This is a genomic window from Ramlibacter sp. (assembly GCF_036383835.1).
GTDB lineage: Bacteria > Pseudomonadota > Gammaproteobacteria > Burkholderiales > Burkholderiaceae_C > Ramlibacter.
The window spans coordinates 1-23,160 of sequence record NZ_DASVNN010000116.1; the positions used below are offsets into that span (position 1 = coordinate 1).

Here is a 23,160-nt window from a genome sequence, read left to right on the forward strand (position 1 = left end):
CAGTGCGTCCAAAAGAAAGCGGCCCGCAGGCCGCTTTTTCAATGCTCTGGGCCCCCGCCTGCGCGGGGGTGACGACTAGGCGCTGAAGAAGCCTTTCAGCTTGTCGGCCCAGGACTCTTCCGCCGGCGAATGCCGCGAGCCGCCCTTCTTCAGCGACTCGTCCAGTTCCTTCAGCAGCTTGCGCTGGTGCTCGGTCAGCTTCACCGGAGTCTCCACCGCGATGTGGCAATAGAGGTCGCCGGCCACGCTGGAGCGCACGCCCTTGACGCCCTTGCCGCGCAGCCGGAACTGCTTGCCCGCCTGCGTGCCTTCGGGGATGTCGATCGCCGCCTTGCCGTCGAGCGTCGGCACGTCGATCTCGCCCCCGAGCGCCGCCCGCGCGATGCTCACCGGCACCACGCAGTGCAGGTCGTCGCCGTCACGCTCGAAGATCGCGTGCTTCTTCAGCCGGATCTCGATGTACAAGTCGCCCGGCGGGCCGCCGTTGGTGCCCGGCTCGCCGTTGCCGGCGCTGCGGATGCGCATGCCGTCGTCGATGCCCGGGGGGATGCGCACTTCCAGCGTCTTCTGGCGCTTCACCTTGCCCTGGCCGTGGCAGGTCTGGCAGGGCTCGGGAATGATCTTGCCGGAGCCGCGGCAGTGCGGGCAGGTCTGCTGCACGCTGAAGAAGCCTTGCCGCATCTGCACGACGCCCGCGCCGTGGCAGGTGGTGCAGGTCTTGGCCTGCGTGCCGGGCTTGGCGCCCGAGCCGTGGCAGGTCTCGCATTCGTCCCAGGACGGGATGCGGATCTGCGCGTCCTTGCCCTTGGCCGCTTCCTCCAGCGAGATCTCCATCGCGTACGACAGGTCGCTGCCGCGATAGACCTGGCGGCCGCCGCGCGCGCCGCCGGCACCGCCGCGCTGCTGGCCGAAGATGTCGCCGAAGATGTCCCCGAAGGCTTCCGCGAACCCGCCGAAGCCTTCCGCGCCGGCGCCCGGCCCGCGCATGTTCGGATCGACGCCGGCATGGCCGAACTGGTCGTAGGCGGCCCGCTTCTCGGCGTCCGAGAGCATCTCGTACGCTTCCTTGGCCTCCTTGAAGTGCGCTTCCGCGTCCTTGGCGCTGTCCCCCTGGTTGCGGTCAGGGTGGTGCTTCATCGCCAGCTTGCGATAAGCCTTCTTGATCTCGTCCTCGCCCGCGTTCTTGGGAACGCCGAGGACTTCGTAGTAATCGCGTTTGGTCGCCATCTTTTCGTGAGCCGCTACAGCAAGAACGCCGCGTTGACCTGCGCCGGAGGCGTCAGAGTCGAACGCGGCGAGTTAAACCGGCGCGCAGCGTCCGCGTTCAACCCTTCTTTACTTCCTTGACCTCCGCGTCGACGACGTTGTCGTCGTTCGCGGGGCGCGAAGCACCGGCGGATGCGTCGGCACCCGCCGCCTGCGCACCGGCGTCGCCGCCGCCGGCGGCCTGCTGCGCCGCATACATCTGCTCGCCCAGCTTCTGGCTGGTCGTCATCAGCGCGTTGGTCTTGGCCTCGATCTGCTCCTTGTCCTCGGACTTGAGCACTTCCTCGAGTTCCTTGGCCGCAGCCTCGATCTTGGCCTTCTCCGAGGCGTCGATCTTGTCGCCGTACTCGGCGAGCGACTTGCGCACGCTGTGCACCAGGGCCTCGCCCTGGTTGCGCGCCTGCACGACCTCGAGCTTCTTCTTGTCCTCGGCGGCGTTGATCTCGGCGTCCTTCACCATCTTCTCGATCTCGGCTTCGGAGAGGCCCGAGTTCGCCTTGATGGTGATCTTGTTCTCCTTGCCGGTGCCCTTGTCCTTGGCGCCCACGTGCAGGATGCCGTTCGCATCGATGTCGAAGCTCACCTCGATCTGGGGCAGGCCGCGCGGCGCCGGCGGGATGCCTTCCAGGTTGAACTCGCCCAGCAGCTTGTTGCCGGTGGCCATCTCGCGCTCGCCCTGGTAGACCTTGATCGTCACGGCCGGCTGGTTGTCGTCGGCCGTCGAGAAGGTCTGCGCGAACTTGGTCGGGATGGTCGTGTTCTTTTTGATCATCTTCGTCATCACGCCGCCCAGGGTCTCGATGCCCAGCGACAGCGGGGTGACGTCCAGCAGCAGGACGTCCTTGCGCTCGCCCGAGAGCACCTGGCCCTGGATGGCGGCGCCGACGGCCACGGCCTCGTCGGGGTTGACGTCCTTGCGCGGCTCCTTGCCGAAGAACTCCTTGACCTTGTCCTGCACCTTGGGCATGCGCGTCATGCCGCCCACCAGGATCACGTCCTGGATGTCGCTGGCGGACACGCCGGCGTCCTTGATGGCGATCTTGCACGGCTCGATCGTGCGGGCGATCAGGTCGTCCACCAGCGCTTCGAGCTTGGCGCGCGTCAGCTTGATGTTCAGGTGCTTGGGACCCGACGCATCGGCCGTCACGTACGGCAGGTTGATGTCGGTCTGCGTGCTGTTGGACAGCTCGATCTTCGCCTTCTCGGCGGCTTCCTTCAGGCGCTGCAGGGCCAGCACGTCGTTCTTCAGGTCGACGCCTTGCTCTTTCTTGAACTCGGTGACGATGTAATCGATGATGCGCTGGTCGAAGTCCTCGCCGCCCAGGAACGTGTCGCCGTTCGTGGACAGCACTTCGAACTGCTTCTCGCCCTCGACATCGGCGATCTCGATGATCGAGATGTCGAAGGTGCCGCCGCCGAGGTCGTACACGGCGATCTTGCGGTCGCCCTTGCCGTGCTTGTCCAGGCCGAAGGCCAGGGCCGCGGCGGTGGGCTCGTTGATGATGCGCTTGACGTCCAGGCCGGCGATGCGGCCGGCGTCCTTGGTGGCCTGGCGCTGCGAGTCGTTGAAGTACGCGGGCACCGTGATCACGGCCTCGGTGACCTCTTCACCGAGGTAGTCCTCGGCGGTCTTCTTCATCTTGCGCAGCACTTCGGCGCTGACCTGCGGGGGCGCCAGCTTCTTGCCGCGCTCCTCGACCCACGCGTCGCCGTTGTCGGCGGCCACGATCTTGTAGGGCATCAGGTCGATGTCCTTCTGCACTTCCTTCTCGGTGAACTTGCGGCCGATGAGGCGCTTCACCGCGTAGAAGGTGTGCCTGGGGTTCGTCACGGCCTGGCGCTTGCCGGAAGCACCGACCAGGATCTCGCCGTCTTCCTGGTAGGCCACGATCGAAGGGGTCGTGCGGCCGCCTTCCGAGTTCTCGATGACCTTGACGTTGTTGCCTTCCATGATGGCAACGCACGAGTTGGTCGTGCCCAGGTCGATGCCGATGATCTTTGCCATTGTTTTCTCCTTGTCCGTTCGCCCCCGCGGGGTGTGAATCAGTCTGTTGGCTAGTTGTGGATAACTGTTAGCGATTCAAGGCTGGGCCGTCATTTCGGCGCAGCCACGGTCACGAGGGCGGGGCGCAGCACGCGGTCGGCGATGGAGTAGCCCTTCTGCAGCACGGTGACGACCGTGTTGGCTTCCTGGTCGGCCGGGACCACGGAGATGGCCTGGTGCTGGTGGGGATCGAACTTCGTGCCGGCGGGCGGGTTGATCTCGAGCACCTTGTTGCGCTCGAGCGCCGCCTTCAGCTGGCGCAGGGTGGCTTCGGCGCCGGCGCGGATCTGCTCCGCCGTCTGGTCCTGGTGGTGCAGGCCGGCTTCCAGGCTGTCGGCCACCGGCAGCAGGCTCTCGGCGAAGCTCTCCAGGGCGAACTTGCGGGCCTTGGAGACTTCCTCGTCCGCGCGGCGGCGCACGTTCTGCATCTCGGCCTGGGAGCGCAGGAGCTGGTCGCCCAGCTCGGCGTTCCTGGCGGCGAGGGCGGCCACCTGGGCCTGCCAGTCGCCGTCGGCCGGGCCGGCCTGGGTGGCGGCATCGTTGGCGGCGTCCTGCGCCGCCGGGTTGTCCACGGGCTGTTCGCTTTCGGTCTGGACGTTGTCGGACATGGGAATACTCAGGTTCTGTCGGGGACGCGGAGGAGCTTGGGGCGGGGAGGCCCTTTTCAAGGCGGGGGATTGGGATTTTGCGCCCGGGGAAGGGGCGTCGGGGGACGACCCCGGCCGTTCGTAGGGCGGGGTGAGCCCGAAGGCGAACCCCGCCGACCGGCGCTCAACGCGTCTCGAGCAACTCGACGTCGAACTTCAGCGTCGCATTCGGCGGAATCACCCCGCCCGCGCCACGCGCGCCGTAGCCCAGCTGCGGCGGGATCACCAGCGTGCGCTTGCCGCCCACCTTCATGCCGGCCACGCCTTCGTCCCAGCCGCGGATCACCATGCCGGCACCCAGCGAGAACTCGAACGGGTCGTTGCGGTCCCGGCTGGAATCGAATTTCGCCCCCTGCACGCCGTTGTTGTACAGCCAGCCGGTGTAGTGCACGCGCACGTCCTGGCCCGGCTTGGCTTCGGGGCCGCCGCCCACGAGTTCGTCTTCGTACTGCAAGCCGCTGGGGGTGGTGATCATCTTGTTCTTTCGAGGGATTCAGAGCAGGCCGCGGCGGGCCAGGTCGCGCATCAGCGCGGTCACGCCGTAACGCCACGGTTCGATCCGGTCACTGGTGTTGACGCGGTTCGCCAGTGTACCGAGGCGTGGCGTGGAGATCGCGACCACGTCGCCCACGGCATGGGTGAAACCCTGGCCCGGGCCGAAACGGTCCTGCACCGGCGCGAACATGGTGCCCAGGAAGAGCACCAGCCCGTCGGGATACTGGTGGTTGGGCCCGATCGCGTGCCCGACGAGATCCAGCGGATCGCGGCTGATCATCTTCAGGCTGCTGGAGCCGTCCATCCGGAAGCCCTCGGGCCCCACGACCTGCATGGCCAGGTCGGCCTGGCGCACGTCGGCGATGCCGAAGCCCGCATCGAACAGGCGGATGAAAGGCCCGATCGCGCAGCTCGCGTTGTTGTCCTTGGCCTTGCCGAGCAGCAGGGCGCTGCGGCCCTCGAAGTCGCGCAGGTTGACGTCGTTGCCGAGCGTGGCGCCGACGGTCTCGCCGCGGCTGTCGACCACCAGCACGATCTCCGGCTCGGGATTGTTCCACTCGCTTTTGGGATGGATGCCGATCTCGGCGCCCGTGCCCACCGCGCTCATGGGCTGCGACTTGGTGAAGATCTCGGCGTCGGGGCCGATGCCGACCTCGAGGTACTGCGACCAGAGGTTCTTGGCCAGCAGCACCTTCTTCAGCTGCGCCGCCTCCGGCGAGCCGGGCCGCACCTTGGACAGGTCGTCCCCGATCACCGCCACCACTTCCCTGCGCACCGACTCCGCCAGCGCCGGGTTGCCGCGGGCCTGCTCCTCGATCACGCGCTCCAGCATCGAGGCGACGAAGGTCACGCCCGAGGCCTTGACCGCCTGCAGGTCGCAGGGCGCGAGCAGCCAGGGCTTTTCGTCGATGCGCGCGTCGGCGTTGCTGTTGGCGATGACCTCCGCCACCGAGGCGATGCGCGGCGCCTTGTGCCCGCGCACGGCCGCGGCCGGATCGGGCAGTTCCAGCAGCGCGCTGCAGGTCGGCGCGAGCTTCGACAGGTCGTACACCGATTCGTGGTCGGCGCGCACCAGCACCGGCCCCTGGCCCTCGATCCACACGCGACCGACGAGGGTGGCCTGCTGCGCGTCGGCGGGCAGCGTCCGCTTCAGGAAGTCCTGCATGGCATCTCTCACGTCTGCTGTTTCTTCTTGGCCTGGCTGGCCACCCATTTCGCGGCGAAGGGCTGCAGGTCGGCAAGCCGCTTGAGCAGGTCCGTGCCGCTGGACGTCACACTGTAGCCGTCGCCGTTGTGCTGCATCAGGCCGGCCTCGCGCAATTCCTTGATGCGGGTGTTCAGCGTGTTGGGCGTGATGCCGCCCACGCTGTCCTGCAGCAGGCGGAAAGTCTGCGGATGGCCGTCGCGCAGGGCCCAGAGCACCCGCATGGCATAGCGCGCTTCCAGCAGCGCGAGCAGCTGGTGGGTGGCGGCGTTCTCGCGCGAACTCATCGGAAGCGGTACTCCTGGCGCCCGGCGGGGTGCGGGCGGGAGGGGCAGTGTACGCAGTCGGCGCTACTGAAACAATAGCGTCGTGACGCGCGCGCAACTATGCGGGTTGGTACACCTTCTTGAGCAGCCGGATCAGTGTCTGCAACTCGCCGGGGCTCAGGCGCGAGGCGACGTCGGATTCCAGCGCCGCCGCCGTCTTCTCCGCATCGCGCATCAGCTTCTGCCCGCCCGGCGTGAGGTGCAGCCCCATCGCGCGGCCGTCGCGCGGATGGGGCTGGCGCGCGATCAGTTCGCGCTTTTCCAGCGCGTTGACCATGCCCACCAGGTTGGGCGGCAGGATGCCCAGCGCCGAGCACAGCTGGCGCGAGGTGATGCCCGGGTTGTGGGTGACCAGCGACAGCACCGAGAAGTCCACCGGCTTGAGCCCGTACGGCGCCATGCGCTCGAGGAACACCTCGATCACCGCCAGCGCCGCGCGCCGCGCGTTGTAGCCGAGCAGGCCTTCCAGGAAGCCGGTGTCGATTTCCTCGACGGCCGGCGTGGCGTTGCGGCCATTGGAAGCCTGGCGGGGAACGCGGAGCTGCGGCATGGGGCGATCAGGATTCGGCGGTGAAGCCGATCTTCTTGACCAGCGGCCCCCAGCGGGTGTGCTCGTCGCGCTGGCTCTTGTCCATCGCGGCGGGCGTGGAGCCCTGCGCCACCAGGCCCATGAGCGCGAGCGAGTCGATCACGCTCTTGTCCTTCAGCGCCTGGTTGATCGCGGCGTTGGCGTTCGCGATCACGTTGGCCGGCGTGCCGGCGGGCGCGTAGAAGCCGAACCACTCCTCGGTGGTCAGCTCCGGGAAGCCCTGTTCCGCGTAGGTGGCCACGTCCGGCGTGAAGGGCGTGCGCTGCGCGCCCGAGGTGGCGAGGATGCGGATCTTGCCGGCCTTGTGGTTGGCCAGCGCGTCGCCGGTAGGCGTGGAGGTCGAGGCCAGCGTGCCGCCGATCATGTCGGCCACCGCCGGCAGCGAGCCGCGATAGGGCACGTGCTTCAGGTCGACGCCGGTGTTGAGTCCCAGGAGCGCGCCCAGGAAGTGCGGCGTGGAGCCGGCGGCCGGCGAGCCGTAGTTGGCCTGGCCCGGATTGGCCTTGGCCCAGGCGAGGTAGTCCTTCACCGTCTTCACGCTGGCCGGCACCATCGGGCCGACGGCCAGGGCGTGCGTCATCACCGCCGCGATCGACACCGGCAGGAAGTCCTTGAACGGGTCATAGGACAGCCTGGCGTAGATGTGCGGGTAGATCGACATCATCGAGTAGGGCGTGAGCAGCAGCGTCGAGCCGTCCGCCTTGGACGCCTTCACCACTTCGCAGGCGATGCGGCCACCGGCACCCGGCTTGTTCTCCACCACCGCGGCGCCCTTTGCGTAAGCGGTGCCGCCCATGTGTTCGCCGACGCGGCGCGCCGTCGCATCGGCCGTGCCGCCGGCGGGAAAGCCGTTGACGATCTTCGGCGCGTCGAAGGCCTGCGCGCGCAGGGCGAGGGGCAGCGCGGCGAGGGCGCCGAAGGCGGCGGCGGTCTGCACGAACTGACGACGGTCCATCATGCTCTGTGTCTCCTGGGTTGTGGCTGAAGTGTAGTGAAGCGGGATCAGGACTCGGGCGTGAATCCGATCTGCCGGACGATGCGGGCCCATTGTTCGGTGTCTGCCTGCAACAGTTCGGCCAGGCCCTGCGGCGTCGACGAGGCGACTTCCATGCCCAGGGCGGCGAGGCTGCCTGCCATGTCGGGGTGCGTGAGGGCGGGCTGCAGGTAGGCGGCGGCGCGCCGCACCACGTCGGGCGAGGCCCGCCCGGGCAGGAACACGCCGTACCACTCGCGCACCTTGATGGTCGGATAGCCCTGCTGCGTGTACGTCGGCACGTCCGGCAGGAAGCTGCTGCGCTTCTCGCCGGAGACGGCCAGCACCCGCAGCTTGCCGGTCTTGATGTACGGCAGGTAGTCGCCGACCGGGGAAGACATCGCGGAGATCTGGCCACCGAGCAGGTCCTGGATGCCGGGAGCGGAGCCGCGATAGGGCACGTGCTTCAGCTCGACGCCGGAGAGCTTCGAGAGGAAGCCGCCGACCAGGTGCGGCATCGAGCCGGCGCCGGGGGACCCGTAGTTGGCTTTCACAGGATTGGCCCTGGCCCAGGCGATGAAATCCTTCAGTGTCTTCACGCTCTCCGGCACCGCGGGCCCGACGCCGAAGGCATGGTCGAACCAGCAGGCGATGGAGACCGGCTGCACGTCGGTCGCCGGCTTGTACGGGAGGCTCTTGTAAACATAGGGGTAGACCGAAAGCATCGACGACGGCGTGAGCAGCATCACGCTGCCGTCGGCGGGGCTGTCCTTCAGGGTGGTCACGGCGATCTGGCCACCGGCGCCCGGCTTGTTTTCCACCACCACGTTGCCGGCGTAGTTGCCCCGCAGCTTGTCGGCGAGCCGCCGCGACATCGCGTCGCTGGTGCCGCCGGGCGGGAAGCCGCAGAGGATTTTCGCGAGTTCCAGGTTCTGCGCCCGGACCATCGCGGGCCAGCCCGCGGCACCGAAGGCGGCGAGGCCGGCGGCCTGCTTCACGAATGCACGGCGGTCGATCATGGAAGTCTCCTCTCGTGGTGGAAGAAGTTCAGCGCTCCGGTTTCAGGGTGAAGGGCAGGCGCTCGTCGTGGAAGGCCTGCACCAGGGCGTCGCGGTGCTTCAGCACGGCGCGCTGGTTGATCGAGCCCTTGTCGGTGACCTCGCCCTTGTCGATGGAGGGCGGCTCGTGCATCAGGTACAGGCGGGCGACGCGATTGGCGCTGCCGGTGGACTCGCGGGCCAGCGCGTCCAGCACGTCCTGGAAGTGGTCCTGCACCGCGGCGCTCAGCAGCACTTCCTGGAGCGGCGTGTCGGGCGGCAGGTGCGGCGCGAGCTTGCGCACTTCCGGCCGGGGGAAGAGCAGGGCGCCGACCTCGTTGCAATTGAGGCCGGTGATCACCGCGTCCTGCACGTAGGGCGCGCCGGCGTTGACGATCTTCGCGCGCAGCGGGCCGACGCTGACGAAGGTGCCGGTGGCCAGCTTGAAGTCTTCGGCGATGCGGCCGTCGAACTTGAGGCCCAGGTGCGGATTCTCCGCGTCGATCCACAGCACCGCGTCGCCGGTGCAGAAGAAGCCTTCATCGTCGAAGCACTCCTGGGTCGCTTCCGCATTGCGCCAGTAGCCCGGCGTGACGTTCGGACCCTTGTAGCGGATCTCCGTCTTGCCGTCCGCAGGCACGAGCTTCAACTCCATGCCCGGGGTCGGCAGGCCGACGTAGCCGGACTTCACTTCCGGGTTGGTGATGAACACCGCGAAGGGCGCGGACTCGGTCATGCCGAGACCCGTGCCCATGACGATGCGTTCGCCGATCTCCTGCTCCTGCATCTCGTGCAGCAGGTCCCAGATCGGCTGCGCGAGCGCGGCGCCGGAGTAGAAGAACATGCGCACGCGCGACAGCAGGTTGCGGCGCAGCACCGGGTCGGCCTTCATCGCATGCGCGATCGCCTCGAAGCCGGTCGGCACGTTGAAGTAGACGGTGGGCGCGACCTCGCGCAGGTTGCGCAGCGTCTCGCCCATCAGTGCGGGCGTCGGCTTGCCGTCGTCGATGTAGAGGGTGCCGCCGTTGTAGACCGTGAGGCCGAAGTTGTGGTTGCCGCCGAAGGTGTGGTTCCAGGGCAGCCAGTCCACCAGCACCGGCGGCTCCTCGGTGAGCACCGGCATCGACTGCCGCATCTGCTGCTGGTTGGCGCACCACATGCCGTGGGTGTTGATCACCGCCTTGGGCAGCTTGGTGGAGCCCGAGGTGAAGAGGAACTTGGTGATCGTGTCGGGGCCGGTCGCGTGCATCGCCGCTTCGACCGCGGGCGTGGGCAGCGTGGCGAGCAGGGCGGCGAAGGGCGTCGTGGGACGGCCGTCGACCTGGCCGGCGTCGAGTACTACTTCGACCTCGGGCGCGACCGTTGCCGTGATGGCTTTCGCGTAACGTGCGTCGGAGGCGAAGACCAGTCCAGGCGTGAGCGTGGCCAATACATGGCGCAGCTTGTCGAAGTCCTGGCTCACCAGTGAATAGGCGGGCGACACCGGGCAGTAGGGGATGCCGACATAGAGGCAGCCGAGCGCGAGCAGCGCGTGTTCCAGGCTGTTCTCGCTGAGGATCGCCACCGGCCGCTCGGCATCGAGCCGGCGATCCAGCAGGGCCTGGCCGATGCTGCGCGCGGCGGCGAGCGCCTGCCGCCAGGTGATCGTCTGCCACTCGCCGGTGCTGCCGTCGGGGTTGCGCTGGCGGCGCGCGATGAACACGCGATCGGGCTGCGTCTCGGCCCAGTGCACCAGGCGATCGGTGATGCGGCGCGTGCAGGGCTGAAGTTCGCCTTCGCCGCGCAGGTAGCGCACGCCGTGGGCGCCATCTCGCAGGATCGCGCGCGTGACGCCGAACTTCAGCGGGCGGTAGCCGGCGGCACTCTTCGTCGCGGTGCTCATGGGTTGGTCTCCTCCGGCCCGCTCAGGTCTTGCCGATCCTGGCGGCGCGGCCTTCCAGGAAGTCGCGCACGCGCTGCTTGGCCTCGGGCGCGCTCTGGGCGATGGCGGCCATCAGCGCTTCGGTGAGGAAGCCCTGGTCGGCGGGTTGTTCGGCGATGCGCGGCAGGGCGTGCATCAGCGCATAGTTGGTGAGCGGCGCGTTTTCCGCGACGCGCCGGGCGAGCTCCAGCGCCTTGGTGAAGGCCTGGCCGGCCGGCACGAGGTATTGCGCGAAGCCGGCGCGCTCGCCTTCCTCGGCCTGGTAGACGCGGCCGGTCAGCATCATGTCGGCCATGCGCGCGGCGCCGATCAGGCGCGGGATGCGCACGGCGCCGCCGCCGCCCACGAAGATGCCGCGTGCGCCTTCGGGCAGCGCGTAGAAGGTCGTCGCGTCGGCCACGCGGATGTGGCAGGCCGCGGCGAGCTCGAGCCCACCGCCCACCACCGCGCCATGCAGAGCGGCCACGACCGGCACCGGGCCGTACTGCACTTCCTCCAGCGCGGCGTGCCACATGCGCGAGTGGTGCAGGCCGGCGCCGGCGTCGCGCTCCTTCAGTTCGGAGAGGTCGAGGCCGGCGCAGAAATGGTCGCCCGCCCCGTCGAGCACGGCGGCGCGCACGGTGGAAGGCAGGTTCTGGAAGCTGTCGCGCACGGCGAGCACGAGGCCGTCGGAAAGGGCGTTGCGCTTGGCCGCGCGGTTCAGGCGGACGATCGCGACGTCGCCGTCGATCTCGAGCTGGATGTCGGGGTGGGATGTCATGGAAAGGTTTGCGGAATGGGCGGATTGTTTGTTATAAACAATAACCAGTTCAAGGCCCGCCCGCTAGGTGCTTACCCTAGAAGAGGAGCCGACCAGGAGACAAGATGGACCACGCGAATCTCGTCGCGATCGACGTGCACACGCACGCCGAAGTGAGCTGCTGGAATCCCTTCGACAACTACGGCGAGGAGTACGACCGCGCGGCCGACAAGTACTTCCGCAGCAACCGCCGGCCGACGATCGCCGAGACCATCGCGTACTACCGCGAGCGCAGGATCGGCCTGGTGATGTTCACGGTCGACAGCGAAGCCCAGCTCGGACGCCGCCGCATCCCCAACGAGGAGATCGCGCAGGCCGCGCGCGAGAACAGCGACATGATGGTGGCCTTCGCCAGCATCGATCCGCACAAAGGGAAGATGGGCGCGCGCGAGGCCGAACGCCTGATCGAGGAAGAAGGCGTCAAGGGCTTCAAGTTCCATCCGACGGTGCAGGGCTACCACCCCTACGACCGCATGGCGTGGCCGATCTACGAGGTGATCAACCACCACAAGCTGCCGACGATCTTCCACACCGGCCACAGCGGCATCGGCTCGGGCATGCGCTGCGGCGGCGGCCTGCGCCTCGAATACAGCAACCCGATGCACCTCGACGACGTCGCGATCGATTTCCCCGACATGCAGATCGTGATGGCGCACCCCAGCTTCCCCTGGCAGGACGAGGCGCTTTCGGTGGCGACGCACAAGCCGAACGTGTGGATCGACCTCTCCGGCTGGAGCCCGAAGTACTTCCCCAAGCAGCTGGTGCAGTACGCCAACACGCTGCTGAAGGACCGCATCCTGTTCGGCAGCGACTACCCGCTGATCACGCCGGATCGCTGGATGAAGGATTTCGAGGACGCCGGCTTCAAGCCGGAAGTGATGCCGGGGATCCTGAAGGGCAACGCGGTCCGGCTGCTGGGGCTGGGATGAGCGCCTTCACGAGCCTCGCGGACATCGAGGCGCTGGAGCGAACGCCTTACGAAGACGCGATCCCGGCGCGCACGACCTACGGCCTGATCGCGCGCGCCGCCGAGCGCTTCGCCGAACGCACCGCGTTCACCTACCTCCCCGACGGCGAACTCGCGACCGCTCCGCACTGCATCACCTATCGCGAACTGCTCGCCAACATCCACCGCGCGTCGAACCTGTTCCGGCGCCTCGGCGTCGGCCCCGAGGACGCGGTGGCGATCCTCGCGCCCAACATCCCGTCCACGCATTACGCGCTGTGGGGCGCGCAGGTCGCCGGCCGCGCCTGCCCGATCAACTTCATGCTGCAGCCGGACCACGTCGCCGCGCTGCTCGATGCGAGCGGCGCCAAGGTGGTCGTCGCGCTCGGACCGAATGCGGAGCTCGATGTCTGGTCGGCGGTGCAGAAGGTGCCCGGGCTCGCGTCGCGGCGCCTGCTCGCCATCGGCGGCAGCTTCGAGGAGGCGCTGCAAGGCGAATCCGACCAGCTCGCCTTCGACCCGCAGCTCACTCCCGACCGCGTCGCCGCGCTGTTCCACACCGGCGGCACCACCGGCGCGCCCAAGCTGGTGCGGCACACGCACGGCAACGAGGCGCACACTTCCTGGTTCGCGCACCGCTTCTACGGCTTCGACGAACGCACGGTGGAGATCAACGGCTTTCCGCTGTTCCACGTCGCGGGTGCCTTCGTCTACGGCCTCGCGCTGCTGGCGATCGGCGCCACGCAGGTGCTGCCCACCGTCAGCGGCATGCGCAATGCGGCCTTCCTGCGCAACTACTGGAGATTCTGCGAGCGCGAGCGGGTGACGGCGCTCGCCTGCGTGCCGACGATCCTGGCGAACCTGTGCAACCTGCCGGTCGATGCGGACGTCTCGCGGATCCGCGTCGCCTACACCGGCGGCTCGCCGCTCCCCGGCGAACTGGCGCAACGTTTCGAATCCACGCTCGGGATCGCCGTGCGCAACATCCTCGGCATGACCGAGTGCGCCGGGCTGGTGTCGATCGAGCCGTTCCATGCACCGCGCGTGCCGGGTTCCTGCGGCCTGCGACTGCCGTACAGCGAGGTGCGGGTCGTGCCCTGGCGCGAGGGCCGCGTGCGGCTGCAGGAAGCGTGCGGGAGCGGCGACACGGGCGTGGTGGTGCTGCGCGGACCGCACGTGAGCCCGGGCTACACGGATCCGGCGCGCGATGCCGGCATGTTCGAGCAGGGCTGGCTGGTGTCCGGCGACCTGGGGCACGTGGACGCGCAGGGCTGCCTGCACGTCACCGGCCGCGCGAAGGACGTGATCATCCGCGGCTCGCACAACATCGATCCGGGCCTGGTGGAAGACGCCTTCCTCGCGCATCCGGCGGTGGCGATGTGCGCGGTGGTGGCGGAACCCGACGCGCATGCCGGCGAGGTGCCGGCGGCTTTCGTGACGCTGAAGCCGGGCGCGCAGGTGCCGGCCGAGGTCTTGCTGGAGCAGGTGGCGCCGCAGGTGTACGAGCGGCCGGCGGTGCCCAAGCGGGTGGTCGTGCTGGAGGCCCTGCCGACGACGGCGGTGGGCAAGATCTACAAGCCGGCGCTGCGGGTGCGGGCGACGGAGTTGAAGCTGCGGGAAGTGCTGGAAGCGGTGGCGCCGGGGGTTGGCGTCACGGCGAGGGAGAAGGGGGCAGGGTGCTTGGTGGAGGTGACGGTTCCAGGCGAGCGTGACCCGAGGTTGGAACAGCGGCTGCGCGATGCGCTCGGCGCCATCGCGGTGGAAGTCGTGTTCCGCTAGCCGTCATCCCCGCGCAGGCGGGGATCCAGAGCATTGAAAAAGCGGCCCGTGGCCGCTTTGGATCCGGAAGCCCTGGGTTCCCGCCTGCGCGGGAACGACGGGCAATCTACCACCCTCCCAGCGCCAGCCACTCATCCACCTCCCCCAACCGATCCGCCCCCCAGAACGGCTCCCCATCGACCACGATCGTCGGCGAGCCGAAGATCCCGGCCTTGATCGATGCCGCCACGGCGTTGCGCAACAGCGTCGCCGCCTCGTCGCTTGCCGCCCCGATCACGAGCTCCTGGCTCGACAGGCCGCCTGGCAGCGGGATCGCCGCCACCGCTTCGGGCGTCGACAGGTCGCGTCCCTCGGCCCAGAAGGCGTGGAACAGCGCGTGCGCCAGCGGCACTTCCAGTCCCGGGGCATGGCGCTTCACCCAGTAGAAGGCGCGCGCCGCCGGCAGTGGATTGCCGACCGAGGCATTGGGGTCCCGCCCGAGCTGTATGCCGTGCCGCCGCGCATGGCGCAGCACGTCGCGCCGGATGTAGTCGCCCTTCAGCGGCGTGTCGAGCAGGGGTTTCAGGCCCATCACCTTCATCACGGCCACGCCCAGCAGCATCGGGCGCCAGTCGACCCGCCGGCCATGGCGGGCGGCCAGCTCTTCCACGCGAAGGCTGGCGAAGTAGCCGTAGGGCGAAATGAAATCGAAATAGAAGTGGATCGGCGACACGGGGTGGGAGCTTAGCCCGGCTGCTCGTCCGTGGCACGGGTGTCGTTCATAAGGTGTTGCAAACACCACGCCGCTGAGCTGCAACTCCTTGTCGCATCAGGGTTCCAACCTTCAAGCAACAGCAAGCCAGCGGAGGGAGGGAGCCAGATTTGCCGGTGGAGTACCTGATCGGAGTGGACGGCGGCGGCAGCGGAACCCGCGCGCTCGTCCATCGCACGGACGGCCAGGCCGTCGGCGCCGGCCGTTCCGGGCCTTCCGCCCTCGGACAAGGCATCCCCCAGGCCTGGGACAACGTGCTCCTGGCTGCCCGCCGCGGCTTCGAAACGGCCGGGCTGCCGGTCCCCTCCTGGTCGCGCTGCGCGCTCGCCGCCGGGCTGTCCGGCGTCAGCCATGCCCCGTGGCGCGATGAGTTCCTGGCCCTCGATCCCGGCTTCGCCCGCCTGGAAGCCGACACCGATTCCTTCACCATGCTGCTCGGCGCCCACGGCGGCCAGCCGGGCGTGATCGTCATCGCCGGCACCGGCAGCATCGCCGAAGCGCTCCGCGCCGACGGCTTGCGCGCTACAGTCGGCGGATGGGGTTTCCGCGTGGATGACGAAGGCAGCGGCGGCTGGCTCGGCCTGCAGGCCGTGCGCCATGGGCTCGCCGCGTTCGACGGTCGCGTCAACGCGAGCCCGCTCGCGCGCCGCGTCTGGATGCATTGCGGCGACGAGCGCGAGACGCTGCAGGAATGGTGTTCCGTCTCGGGCCAGTTCGAATTCGCCCAGCTCGCCCGCGCCGTGTTCGAGTGCGAGGCGACCGATCCCGTCGCCGCCCGCATGCTGCAGGACGCCACCCAGGCCCTGGAAGACCTCGCGCTGGCGATCGATCCGCGCGGCCGCCTGCCGCTGGCCATCGCCGGCAGCATCGGCGAGCGCCTGGCGCCGCGCATGCGCCCCGCGCTGCGAGGCCGCCTCGTTCCGGCCCAGGCCGGCGCAGCGGAGGGAGCGCTGATGCTCGCCCGCCGCGCCGTCCGGAAAGAGACGGAAGCAGCTCTGTGACACGAACGCTGAAGGGCCGCATCGTCACGCCTGCCGGGATCGTCGACGGCACCCTTCGCATCGCCGCCGACGGCCGCATCGCCGCCATCGCCGGTACGCACCTCGCCGCCGAACGCGCCCGCGAAGCGGGTGCGCCGCTGCTGCTTCCCGGCTTCATCGACCTGCACGTGCACGGCGCCGCCGGCCGCGACATCATGGAAGGCGGCGACGCCGCGCTGCAGGTCTCGCGCCGCCATGCCCGGCACGGAACCACCGCCTTGCTCGCCACCACGATGACCGCTCCGGTCGAGGACCTGCGCACCTCGCTGGCTCCCGTCGGGGAACTGTGCCGCGATGGTGCGCCGGGCGCCGCCCGCATCCTGGGCGTGCACCTCGAAGGCCCGTACATCAACGCCGGCAAGCTCGGCGCGCAGCCGCCGTATGCCCGCCCGGTGTCGCTGGACGAACTGAAGGAGCTCGATGCGCTCGCGCCGATCCGGCTGCTGACCGTCGCCCCGGAAGTGCCCGGCAACATGGAAGCGATCACCGCGCTGATCGCCGCCGGCTTCCGCGTGCAGGTCGGACACACGCTGGGCACCTACGAAGACGGCGTCGCCGCCCTGCAGAAGGGCGCGCTCGGCTTCACCCACCTGTTCAACGCGATGACGCCGCTGCACCACCGCATGCCCGGCATGGTCGGTGCCGCGCTGGCGCATGCGCAGTACGCCGAAGTCATCCCCGACCTGCTGCACGTGCATCCGGGCGCGATCCGCGCCGCGCTGCGCAGCATCCCCTGCCTGTATTGCGTGACCGATTCCACCGCCGCCACCGGCATGCCCGATGGCGAATACCGCCTCGGCCGCCAGGCCGTCACCAAATGCCTGGGCGGCGTGCGCCTGGCCGACGGCACGCTGGCCGGCTCGACGCTCACCATGGACCGCGCGCTGCGCAACCTGGTCGACGTGATCGGGGTGGAGCTGCAGGACGCCGCGCGCCGCTGCTCCACCTTCGCCGCCGAGTTTCTCGGCCTGCAGGACCGCGGCCGCCTGCAGGAGGGCGCCTGGGCCGACGTCGTGGTGCTGGATCGCGACCTGCGCGTGCAGGAGGTTTTCGTCCAAGGAGGATCCATCGATGTCCCGCATGCTGGATGAAGCACGCGAAGCCCCCCAGGCCGTGGCGCGCCAGTTGCGCGAGGACGGCGACCGCTGGCGCGCTTTCGGCGAACGCCTGCGCCGCGAGCCGCCCACCGCGCTGCTGACGATCGCGCGCGGCAGCTCCGACCACGCCGCGCACTACGCCGCCTACCTGATCATGGCGCGTCTCGGCCGGCTGGTCACGTCGATGCCGATGTCGCTCGTCACGCTGTACCAGTCGCAGATCCGCTGCGACGGCCTCGCGGCGCTGGCGTTCTCGCAATCGGGGCAGAGCCCGGACCTGATCGGGCCGATCGACTACTTCCGCAACTGCAGCGCCATCACCTGCGCCTTCGTGAACGATGCGTCCTCGCCGCTCGCGCGGGCGGCGGAATGGCTGTTCCCGCTGCACGCGGGACAGGAAGCGAGCGTGGCCGCGACCAAGAGTTTCATCGCGCAGCTCGTCGCCGGCGCGCGCCTCACCGCGGCCTGGCAGGATGATGCCACCCTGGTGTCCGCGCTGGAAGCACTGCCGCAGGCGATGGAGCGGGCGTGCAACACCGACTGGTCGTCCGCCGTCGACGCGCTGCGCGACGCCGATCGCCTGTTCGTCGTCGGCCGCGGGCTCGGGCTGCCCGTCGCGATGGAAGCGGCGCTGAAATTCAAGGAAACCTGCGGCATCCAGGCCGAAGCGTTCTCCGGCGCCGAGATCCAGCACGGCCCGATGGCCCTGATCGATGAGGGATATCCCTTGCTGGTGTTCGCCCCGCGCGGCCCGGCGCAGGCCGGCCTGCTCGAACTGGCGCGCGCGATGCGCACTCGCGGTGCGCGTGTGCTGCTCGCCGCACCTCAGGGAACACCCGAAGCGAACCTGGTGCTCGCGGAAGCGCCGGTGGCGGAGCTCGATCCGATGTGCGCGATCCAGAGCTTCTATCCCATGGTCGAAGCGCTGGCGCGCGCGCGCGGCAACGACCCGGATCGCCCGCCGCACCTGAAGAAGGTCACGCGCACCAGCTGACGCCGTCAACCGCGGGCACGCGTCCTGCATTGCTGTGCACGGGAGGCCTTGCATGCGACGGCCGACGCTTTTCGCAGGCTGACGGCACGTGTGCGGAATGTCGTTTACAGGCGTCTCTCGTTTGTCCCTAGCAACTCTCCGCTCTTGTTTTTATCTATGGTTCACCTACAGTGAAGTCGGTGTTCGGCCTACAGGGTGAAACCGGTCCGCCGGGAGGCTCTGGAGTACATTGGACATCGCACTGCACGACCTGCTCGCAGTCTGCATACGAAGGAGGCTTCATGGACGTCGTCCGCAATTTCCTCACGCGTTACGAACAAAAGCGCGAGGAAGAGATGTCGATCGAGGAGTACCTCGAGCTGTGCAAGAAGGAGCCGCTGACGTACGCGACTGCTTCCGAACGCATGCTCGCCGCGATCGGCGAGCCGGAAATGGTCGACACGCGGCATGACCAGCGCCTGTCGCGCATCTTCGGCAACAAGGTCATTCGCGTTTACCCGGCGTTCAAGGACTTCTACGGACTCGAAGAGGCGATCGAGCAGGTCGTCTCGCACTTCCGCCATGCCGCGCAAGGCCTGGAAGAGAAGAAGCAGATCCTGTATCTGCTGGGCCCGGTGGGCGGCGGCAAGTCGTCGATCGCGGAACGGCTCAAGCAGCTGATGGAGCAGGTCCCCTTCTACGCGCTGAAGGGCTCCCCGGTGAACGAGTCGCCGCTCGGCCTGTTCAGCAACGAGGAAGACGGCCCGCTGCTGGAACAGCAGTTCGGCATCCCGCGCCGCTTCACGCAGAAGATCATGTCGCCCTGGGCGGTGAAGCGCCTCGAGGAATACGGCGGCGACATCCGCAAGTTCAAGGTCGTCAAGCGCTACCCCAGCATCCTCAAGCAGATCGGCATCGCCAAGACCGAGCCGGGCGATGAGAACAACCAGGACATCTCCTCGCTGGTCGGCAAGGTCGATATCCGCAAGCTCGAGAGCTTCGCGCAGGACGACCCGGACGCCTACAGCTACTCCGGCGGCCTGTGCCTCGCGAACCAGGGCCTGCTCGAATTCGTGGAAATGTTCAAGGCGCCGATCAAGGTGCTGCACCCGCTGCTGACCGCCACCCAGGAAGGCAACTTCAAGGGCACGGAAGGCTTCGGCGCGATCCCGTTCGACGGCATCGTGATGGCCCACTCCAACGAGAGCGAGTGGAAGGCCTTCAAGAACAACAAGAACAACGAAGCCTTCCTGGACCGCATCTACGTGGTGAAGGTGCCGTACTGCCTGCGCGTCACCGAGGAAGTGAAGATCTACGAGAAGCTGATCTCCAACTCCTCGCTGAAGGATGCGGTGTGCGCGCCCGGCACGCTGAAGATGATGGCGCAGTTCTCGGTGCTGACGCGCCTGAAGGAGCCGGAGAACTCCAGCATCTTCTCCAAGACGCTGGTCTACGACGGCGAGAACCTGAAGGACACGGATCCGAAGGCCAAGAGCTACCAGGAATACCGCGACTACGCCGGCGTCGACGAAGGCATGACGGGCATCTCGACGCGCTTCGCGTTCAAGATCCTGTCGAAGGTCTTCAACTTCGACACCAACGAGGTGGCGGCCAACCCGGTGCACCTGATGTACGTGCTCGAACAGCAGATCGAGCGCGAGCAGTTCCCGGCCGAGACCGAGCAGAAGTACCTCGCCTACATCAAGGAACACCTGGCCACCCGCTACGCGGAGTTCATCGGCAAGGAAATCCAGACGGCCTACCTCGAGTCCTATTCCGAGTACGGCCAGAACATCTTCGACCGCTACGTCACGTATGCGGACTTCTGGATCCAGGACCAGGAATTCCGCGACACCGACACCGGCGAAATCTTCGACCGCGCCGCCCTGAACGCGGAGCTGGAGAAGATCGAGAAGCCGGCCGGCCTGTCGAATCCGAAGGACTTCCGCAACGAGATCGTGAACTTCGTGCTGCGGGCGCGCGCCAACAACGCGGGCAAGAACCCGGTGTGGACCAGCTACGAGAAGCTGCGCACCGTGATCGAGAAGAAGATGTTCTCGAACACCGAGGAACTGCTGCCGGTGATCAGCTTCAACGCCAAGGCCTCGGCCGACGAGGCGAAGAAGCACGAGGACTTCGTCAACCGCATGGTGGAGAAGGGCTACACGAAACGGCAGGTCCGCCTGCTGTGCGAGTGGTACCTGCGCGTGCGGAAAAGCTCGTAATTGGACCACCCCGAAGCGCCTACGGCGCCTCCCCTCAAGGGGCGCCACCAGCGGCCCGGCAAAGCCGGTTCCGCAGTGGCACGCGATAAGAGCAGGACGGAGGTTTTAGTGTGACGAACAGAAGCGGCGGCGAGCGGTCCATGCTCCACCAGGTCATCGACCGCCGCCTCTCGGGCAAGAACAAGTCGATCGGCAACCGCGAGCGCTTCCTGCGGCGCTACCGGGAGCAGATCAAGGAAGCCGTGCGCAAGGCCGTCGGCGACCGCAGCATCACCGACATGGAGGAAGGCGCCGACATCACGCTGCCCAAGCGCGATGTGACGGAGCCGACCTTCGGCCACGCGCCGGGCGGCTCGCGCGAGCTCGTGCATCCCGGCAACGAGGAATACATCCGCGGCGACCGCATCCAGCGGCCGCAGGGCGGCGGCGGTGGCGGCTCCGGCGGCAGCGGCGCTTCGCCGGACGGGCAGGGTGAAGACGACTTCGTCTTCCGCATCAGTCGCGAAGAGTTCATGAACTACTTCTTCGACGACCTCGCGCTGCCCCGCATGATCCGCACGCAGCTGCTGGCGGACGTGCCGGAATGGAAGGTGCGCCGCGCCGGCTTCGTTTCCGAAGGCAACCCCACCAGCCTGCACGTGGTGCGCTCGATGCGCGTCGGCCTGGCTCGCCGCATCGCGATGGGCGGCGACGCCCGCGCCGAGCTCAAGGCGGCCGAGCGGCAGCTGGAAGACCTCGAGCGCCGGCCCGACGTCGCGCCGCCGGAAGTGGAGGTCCTGCGCAAGCAGGTGATGGAACTGCGCTCGCGCCTCAAGCGCGTGCCCTTCCTCGACCCGTTCGACCTGCGCTACCGCAACCGCATCCGCGAGCCCAAGCCGACCAACAAGGCGGTGATGTTCTGCCTGATGGACGTCTCCGGCTCGATGGACGAATCGCGCAAGGACCTCGCCAAGCGCTTCTTCATCCTGCTGTACCTGTTCCTCTCGCGCCATTACGAGAAGACGGAAGTGGTGTTCATCCGCCACCACACGCAGGCGGCGGAAGTCACCGAAGACGAGTTCTTCCACGCCACCGAGAGCGGCGGCACGGTGGTGTCGAGCGCGCTCACGCTGATGAACGACATCATCCGCGCGCGCTACATGGGCAGCGAGTGGAACATCTACGGCGCCCAGGCTTCGGACGGCGACAACTGGCAGCAGGATTCGTCCAAGTGCCGCGAGCTCCTGGACAGCAAGATCCTGCCGCTGGTGCGCTACTACGCGTACGTGCAGGTCGCCGACGAGGACCAGAACCTCTGGGAGGAGTACACGCGCGTGCGTGACGCCAACCCCCACTTCGCGATGCAGAAGATCGTCACGCCTTCGCAGATCTTCCCGGTGTTCCGGGACCTGTTCAAGAAACAACCTGCGGGGACAACATGAGCGAAGCCGACCTCCTGATGCCGTCCGACGTGAAGAAGGACGAGAGCAAGCGCCTGCCCAACCCCTCGGACTGGAACTTCGAGCTGATCGAGACCTACTTCCAGGCGATCCGCCGCACCGCGGAGCGCTTCGGCCTCGATACCTATCCGAGCCAGCTGGAACTGATCTCCTCCGAGCAGATGCTCGACGCCTATGCCTCCGTCGGCATGCCGGTGAACTACCGCCACTGGTCCTACGGCAAGCATTTCATCCAGAGCGAGAAGAGCTACCGCCGCGGCCACATGGGGCTGGCCTACGAGATCGTGATCAACTCCGATCCCTGCATCGCCTACCTCATGGAGGAGAACACGATGCCGATGCAGGCGCTGGTGATGGCGCACGCCTGCTTCGGCCACAACTCCTTCTTCAAGGGCAACTACCTGTTCCGCATGTGGACGGACGCCAGCTCGATCATCGACTACCTGGTCTATGCGAAGAGCTTCGTCTCCGAATGCGAGGAAAGGCACGGCATCGACGCCGTGGAGGCCACGCTCGACGCCTGCCACGCGCTCATGAACTACGGCGTGGACCGCTATCGCCGGCCGCAGAAGATCTCGATGGTGGAGGAGGAGAACCGGCGCAAGGAGCGCGAGTCCTACCTCCAGCAGCAGGTGAACGACCTGTGGCGCACGCTGCCCACCAAGGCGGGCAAGCAGGCTAAGAAGGAGCACCGGCGCTTCCCCGAGGAGCCGCAGGAGAACATCCTGTACTTCATCGAGAAGCACGCGCCGCTGCTGGAGCCGTGGCAGCGCGAGATCGTGCGCATCGTGCGCAAGATCGCGCAGTACTTCTATCCGCAGCGCCAGACCCAGGTGATGAACGAGGGCTGGGCGACCTTCTGGCACTACACGCTGCTGAACGCCATGTACGACGAGGGCATGCTCTCGGACGGCTACATGATGGAGATCCTCAGCTCGCACACCAACGTGGTGTTCCAGCCGCCGGTGACGCACCCGGCGTACAGCGGCATCAACCCGTACGCGCTGGGCTTCGCGATGTTCTCGGACATCAAGCGCATCTGCCAGAACCCCACCGACGAGGACCGCGAGTGGTTCCCCGACATCGCCGGCAGCGACTGGATCAAGTCGCTCGACTACGCGATGCGCCACTTCAAGGACGAAAGCTTCATCGGCCAGTACCTGTCGCCCAAGCTGATGCGGGACCTGCGGCTGTTCGCGGTGCTCGATGACGCCGCGCAGTCCGAGCTGGAGGTGGCGGCGATCCACGACGAGAACGGTTACCGGCGCCTGCGCGAGTCGCTGTCGAGGCAGCACGACCTCGGCTGGCGCGAGCCGAACATCCAGGTGTGGAACGTCAACGCCCGCGGCGACCGCTCGCTGACTCTGCGCCACATCCGCCACAACGACCGCCCGCTGGACAACAGCGCGGAGGAAGTGGTGAAGCACGTGGCGAGGCTGTGGGGCTTCCGCGTGCGGCTGGAAAGCGTGGACGGCCACGACCGCGTGATGCAGCACTGGGAAGTGACGCCGCCGCAGCATCATTGACACCCCGTCACCCCCGCGGAGGCGGGGGCCCAGGGCTTTGAAGAAGGGGCGCATTGCGCCCCTTTTCCATTTGGAAGCCCTGG

The 23,160-nt window shown here is 67.8% G+C and carries 20 protein-coding genes; 8 read left to right on the forward strand and 12 right to left on the reverse strand.

Annotated elements, in window-relative coordinates; translation table 11 throughout:
- Positions 1 to 75: 75 nt before the first annotated feature.
- The 11 genes from dnaJ to VF522_RS18190 form a co-directional block, all read right to left on the reverse strand.
- The gene (dnaJ, locus tag VF522_RS18140; protein WP_330909706.1) at positions 76 to 1,227 is read right to left on the reverse strand and encodes a molecular chaperone DnaJ; all 1,152 of its coding nucleotides are present in this window, start codon (positions 1,225 to 1,227) and stop codon (positions 76 to 78) included.
- Between the two features lie 97 nt (positions 1,228 to 1,324).
- Positions 1,325 to 3,271: a molecular chaperone DnaK gene (gene dnaK / locus VF522_RS18145; RefSeq protein ID WP_330909707.1), complete on the reverse strand. Its 1,947-nt coding sequence runs from the start codon at positions 3,269 to 3,271 to the stop codon at positions 1,325 to 1,327.
- A gap of 89 nt (positions 3,272 to 3,360) precedes the next feature.
- Positions 3,361 to 3,918, reverse strand: a complete 558-nt coding sequence (grpE, locus tag VF522_RS18150) for a nucleotide exchange factor GrpE (RefSeq protein ID WP_330909708.1) — start codon at positions 3,916 to 3,918, stop codon at positions 3,361 to 3,363.
- 163 nt (positions 3,919 to 4,081) lie between these two features.
- Positions 4,082 to 4,432, reverse strand: a complete 351-nt coding sequence (locus tag VF522_RS18155) for an FKBP-type peptidyl-prolyl cis-trans isomerase (protein WP_330909709.1) — start codon at positions 4,430 to 4,432, stop codon at positions 4,082 to 4,084.
- 18 nt (positions 4,433 to 4,450) lie between these two features.
- The gene (locus VF522_RS18160; RefSeq protein WP_330909710.1) at positions 4,451 to 5,617 is read right to left on the reverse strand and encodes a fumarylacetoacetate hydrolase family protein; all 1,167 of its coding nucleotides are present in this window, start codon (positions 5,615 to 5,617) and stop codon (positions 4,451 to 4,453) included.
- An 8-nt stretch (positions 5,618 to 5,625) separates the two neighbouring features.
- Complete coding sequence (locus VF522_RS18165) at positions 5,626 to 5,943, reverse strand: winged helix-turn-helix transcriptional regulator (protein WP_330909711.1); 318 nt, start codon at positions 5,941 to 5,943, stop codon at positions 5,626 to 5,628.
- 97 nt (positions 5,944 to 6,040) lie between these two features.
- Entirely contained in the window at positions 6,041 to 6,532 is a 492-nt protein-coding gene (locus VF522_RS18170; protein WP_330909712.1) for a MarR family transcriptional regulator, read from the reverse strand.
- Positions 6,533 to 6,539: 7 nt separating this feature from the next.
- A complete protein-coding gene (locus tag VF522_RS18175; protein WP_330909713.1) occupies positions 6,540 to 7,529 on the reverse strand; it encodes a Bug family tripartite tricarboxylate transporter substrate binding protein in 990 nt (329 codons plus the stop codon).
- Between the two features lie 44 nt (positions 7,530 to 7,573).
- Entirely contained in the window at positions 7,574 to 8,563 is a 990-nt protein-coding gene (locus VF522_RS18180) for a Bug family tripartite tricarboxylate transporter substrate binding protein (protein ID WP_330909714.1), read from the reverse strand.
- A gap of 28 nt (positions 8,564 to 8,591) precedes the next feature.
- Positions 8,592 to 10,463 carry a feruloyl-CoA synthase gene (locus VF522_RS18185; RefSeq protein WP_330909715.1) on the reverse strand — a complete coding sequence of 624 codons (1,872 nt, stop codon included), beginning with the start codon at positions 10,461 to 10,463 and terminating at the stop codon, positions 8,592 to 8,594.
- A gap of 22 nt (positions 10,464 to 10,485) precedes the next feature.
- Positions 10,486 to 11,262, reverse strand: a complete 777-nt coding sequence (locus VF522_RS18190; protein ID WP_330909716.1) for a crotonase/enoyl-CoA hydratase family protein — start codon at positions 11,260 to 11,262, stop codon at positions 10,486 to 10,488.
- A 104-nt stretch (positions 11,263 to 11,366) separates the two neighbouring features.
- Here VF522_RS18190 and VF522_RS18195 point away from each other — a divergent pair, with 104 nt between their 5' ends.
- Positions 11,367 to 12,230 carry an amidohydrolase family protein gene (locus VF522_RS18195; protein ID WP_330909717.1) on the forward strand — a complete coding sequence of 288 codons (864 nt, stop codon included), beginning with the start codon at positions 11,367 to 11,369 and terminating at the stop codon, positions 12,228 to 12,230.
- A complete protein-coding gene (locus tag VF522_RS18200; protein WP_330909718.1) occupies positions 12,227 to 14,026 on the forward strand; it encodes an AMP-binding protein in 1,800 nt (599 codons plus the stop codon). Before VF522_RS18195 ends, VF522_RS18200 begins: the two co-directional genes overlap by 4 nt.
- A 106-nt stretch (positions 14,027 to 14,132) precedes the next feature.
- On the opposite strand, the gene VF522_RS18205 is transcribed toward VF522_RS18200, so the two are convergent.
- A complete protein-coding gene (locus VF522_RS18205; protein ID WP_330909719.1) occupies positions 14,133 to 14,738 on the reverse strand; it encodes a 2-hydroxychromene-2-carboxylate isomerase in 606 nt (201 codons plus the stop codon).
- Positions 14,739 to 14,893: 155 nt separating this feature from the next.
- Between VF522_RS18205 and VF522_RS18210 the strand changes: the two genes are divergently transcribed.
- The 6 genes from VF522_RS18210 (at position 14,894) to VF522_RS18235 (ending at position 23,077) form a co-directional block, all read left to right on the forward strand.
- Positions 14,894 to 15,778 (forward strand): BadF/BadG/BcrA/BcrD ATPase family protein, encoded by an 885-nt coding sequence (locus VF522_RS18210; RefSeq protein ID WP_330909720.1) that lies wholly within the window; start codon positions 14,894 to 14,896, stop codon positions 15,776 to 15,778.
- Positions 15,775 to 16,908, forward strand: coding sequence for an N-acetylglucosamine-6-phosphate deacetylase (nagA, locus tag VF522_RS18215; RefSeq protein WP_330909721.1), 1,134 nt, complete (start codon positions 15,775 to 15,777; stop codon positions 16,906 to 16,908). Before VF522_RS18210 ends, nagA begins: the two co-directional genes overlap by 4 nt.
- Complete coding sequence (locus tag VF522_RS18220) at positions 16,898 to 17,908, forward strand: SIS domain-containing protein (protein WP_330909733.1); 1,011 nt, start codon at positions 16,898 to 16,900, stop codon at positions 17,906 to 17,908. The genes nagA and VF522_RS18220 overlap by 11 nt, the downstream gene beginning before the upstream one ends.
- Before the next feature lie 281 nt (positions 17,909 to 18,189).
- Positions 18,190 to 20,112: a PrkA family serine protein kinase gene (locus tag VF522_RS18225; protein ID WP_330909722.1), complete on the forward strand. Its 1,923-nt coding sequence runs from the start codon at positions 18,190 to 18,192 to the stop codon at positions 20,110 to 20,112.
- A 140-nt stretch (positions 20,113 to 20,252) separates the two neighbouring features.
- Positions 20,253 to 21,533 (forward strand): YeaH/YhbH family protein, encoded by a 1,281-nt coding sequence (locus VF522_RS18230; RefSeq protein WP_330909723.1) that lies wholly within the window; start codon positions 20,253 to 20,255, stop codon positions 21,531 to 21,533.
- Positions 21,530 to 23,077, forward strand: coding sequence for a SpoVR family protein (locus tag VF522_RS18235; protein ID WP_330909724.1), 1,548 nt, complete (start codon positions 21,530 to 21,532; stop codon positions 23,075 to 23,077). The genes VF522_RS18230 and VF522_RS18235 overlap by 4 nt, the downstream gene beginning before the upstream one ends.
- Positions 23,078 to 23,160: the final 83 nt, after the last annotated feature.

What these genes read in the sequence shown, in the direction of transcription:
- dnaJ (WP_330909706.1), bottom strand. Translation starts at nt 1,227, where the DNA reads ATGGCGACCAAACGCGATTACTACGAAGTCCTCGGCGTTCCCAAGAAC.
- dnaK (WP_330909707.1), bottom strand. Translation starts at nt 3,271, where the DNA reads ATGGCAAAGATCATCGGCATCGACCTGGGCACGACCAACTCGTGCGTT.
- grpE (WP_330909708.1), bottom strand. Translation starts at nt 3,918, where the DNA reads ATGTCCGACAACGTCCAGACCGAAAGCGAACAGCCCGTGGACAACCCG.
- VF522_RS18155 (WP_330909709.1), bottom strand. Translation starts at nt 4,432, where the DNA reads ATGATCACCACCCCCAGCGGCTTGCAGTACGAAGACGAACTCGTGGGC.
- VF522_RS18160 (WP_330909710.1), bottom strand. Translation starts at nt 5,617, where the DNA reads ATGCAGGACTTCCTGAAGCGGACGCTGCCCGCCGACGCGCAGCAGGCC.
- VF522_RS18165 (WP_330909711.1), bottom strand. Translation starts at nt 5,943, where the DNA reads ATGAGTTCGCGCGAGAACGCCGCCACCCACCAGCTGCTCGCGCTGCTG.
- VF522_RS18170 (WP_330909712.1), bottom strand. Translation starts at nt 6,532, where the DNA reads ATGCCGCAGCTCCGCGTTCCCCGCCAGGCTTCCAATGGCCGCAACGCC.
- VF522_RS18175 (WP_330909713.1), bottom strand. Translation starts at nt 7,529, where the DNA reads ATGATGGACCGTCGTCAGTTCGTGCAGACCGCCGCCGCCTTCGGCGCC.
- VF522_RS18180 (WP_330909714.1), bottom strand. Translation starts at nt 8,563, where the DNA reads ATGATCGACCGCCGTGCATTCGTGAAGCAGGCCGCCGGCCTCGCCGCC.
- VF522_RS18185 (WP_330909715.1), bottom strand. Translation starts at nt 10,463, where the DNA reads ATGAGCACCGCGACGAAGAGTGCCGCCGGCTACCGCCCGCTGAAGTTC.
- VF522_RS18190 (WP_330909716.1), bottom strand. Translation starts at nt 11,262, where the DNA reads ATGACATCCCACCCCGACATCCAGCTCGAGATCGACGGCGACGTCGCG.
- VF522_RS18195 (WP_330909717.1), top strand. Translation starts at nt 11,367, where the DNA reads ATGGACCACGCGAATCTCGTCGCGATCGACGTGCACACGCACGCCGAA.
- VF522_RS18200 (WP_330909718.1), top strand. Translation starts at nt 12,227, where the DNA reads ATGAGCGCCTTCACGAGCCTCGCGGACATCGAGGCGCTGGAGCGAACG.
- VF522_RS18220 (WP_330909733.1), top strand. Translation starts at nt 16,898, where the DNA reads ATGCTGGATGAAGCACGCGAAGCCCCCCAGGCCGTGGCGCGCCAGTTG.
- VF522_RS18225 (WP_330909722.1), top strand. Translation starts at nt 18,190, where the DNA reads ATGGACGTCGTCCGCAATTTCCTCACGCGTTACGAACAAAAGCGCGAG.
- VF522_RS18230 (WP_330909723.1), top strand. Translation starts at nt 20,253, where the DNA reads ATGCTCCACCAGGTCATCGACCGCCGCCTCTCGGGCAAGAACAAGTCG.
- VF522_RS18235 (WP_330909724.1), top strand. Translation starts at nt 21,530, where the DNA reads ATGAGCGAAGCCGACCTCCTGATGCCGTCCGACGTGAAGAAGGACGAG.